The organism is Amycolatopsis anabasis (assembly GCF_009765355.1).
Taxonomy (GTDB): domain Bacteria; phylum Actinomycetota; class Actinomycetes; order Mycobacteriales; family Pseudonocardiaceae; genus Amycolatopsis; species Amycolatopsis anabasis.
Map to the genome: position 1 here is coordinate 1 of NZ_VTHK01000097.1, position 764 is coordinate 764.

The 764-nt window shown below is 65.1% G+C and carries 1 protein-coding gene and 1 pseudogene; both read right to left on the reverse strand.

Annotation, left to right across the window (positions count from 1 at the left end; all coding sequences use genetic code 11):
• Positions 1-113: 113 nt before the first annotated feature.
• A pseudogene (locus FXO23_RS48480) lies at positions 114-443 on the reverse strand (SDR family oxidoreductase); the annotation flags it as partial.
• Entirely contained in the window at positions 425-586 is a 162-nt protein-coding gene (locus FXO23_RS52885) for a transposase (RefSeq protein WP_158895633.1), read from the reverse strand. The gene FXO23_RS52885 and the pseudogene FXO23_RS48480, both read right to left, overlap by 19 nt.
• Positions 587-764 lie beyond the last annotated feature (178 nt).

A 764-nucleotide genomic window follows, 5' to 3' on the forward strand; every position in this document is an offset into this window, starting at 1 on the left:
ATCCTGCACCTACAACTCCGATGACCACACCGCAATCCGCACGCGCCAGTCCAACGCCAAATCTGCCTGGGGATGAGTGACCCATGCACTCTCATAGCCGATGAGCGGGTCACTCAGCCCTGGCGAGTCGGTCGAATGGACAGGTCCCCGATCTCGACGTCGTCGGGTTGGTCGATCGCGAACGCGATCGCCCGGGCCACCGCGGTCGGGTCGATACCGAGAACGCGCATGTTCTGCCTGGCCCGCTCGCACAAGTCCGGACCGTCGACGGCATGGTCGACGAGCTCGGTGCGGACGTAGCCCGGGGAGACCGAGGTCGTCCGCAGAACCCCGACGGTGCTCTCGCTCTCCTGCCGCAGGCCCTCCAGGAGGGTCCGTACCGCGTTCTTCGTCCCGGCATACACCGCCTGGGTGGGGACGATCCTCAGGCCGGAGGTGTCGAGACGTTCACACGCTTGAGCTCGGCGTTCTCCCGCCTGACCCTACGGTTCTCCTCGATCATCGCGGTGGCCGGCCGGTGGGAACGCTGAGCTTGGTCGGCTTCGTCCTGACGGATCCAGTTCCGCAAGGCTTCAGGGGCGGACATTGAACTGCTCCGCCAGCCGCCGGATCACCGGCTTCGGTTCAGACTCCCGACACAGCCGCACCGCCTGCTCACGCAACTCATCCGGGTACTTCTTGGGGCAACCACGAATACTTCGCTCCTCGGCTCACAAGATCAAAGCTGGTGTGGAACCGGGCATGGTCGGACGAAGCCAAAGCCG

What these genes read in the sequence shown, in the direction of transcription:
- FXO23_RS52885 (WP_158895633.1), bottom strand. Translation starts at nt 586, where the DNA reads ATGTCCGCCCCTGAAGCCTTGCGGAACTGGATCCGTCAGGACGAAGCC.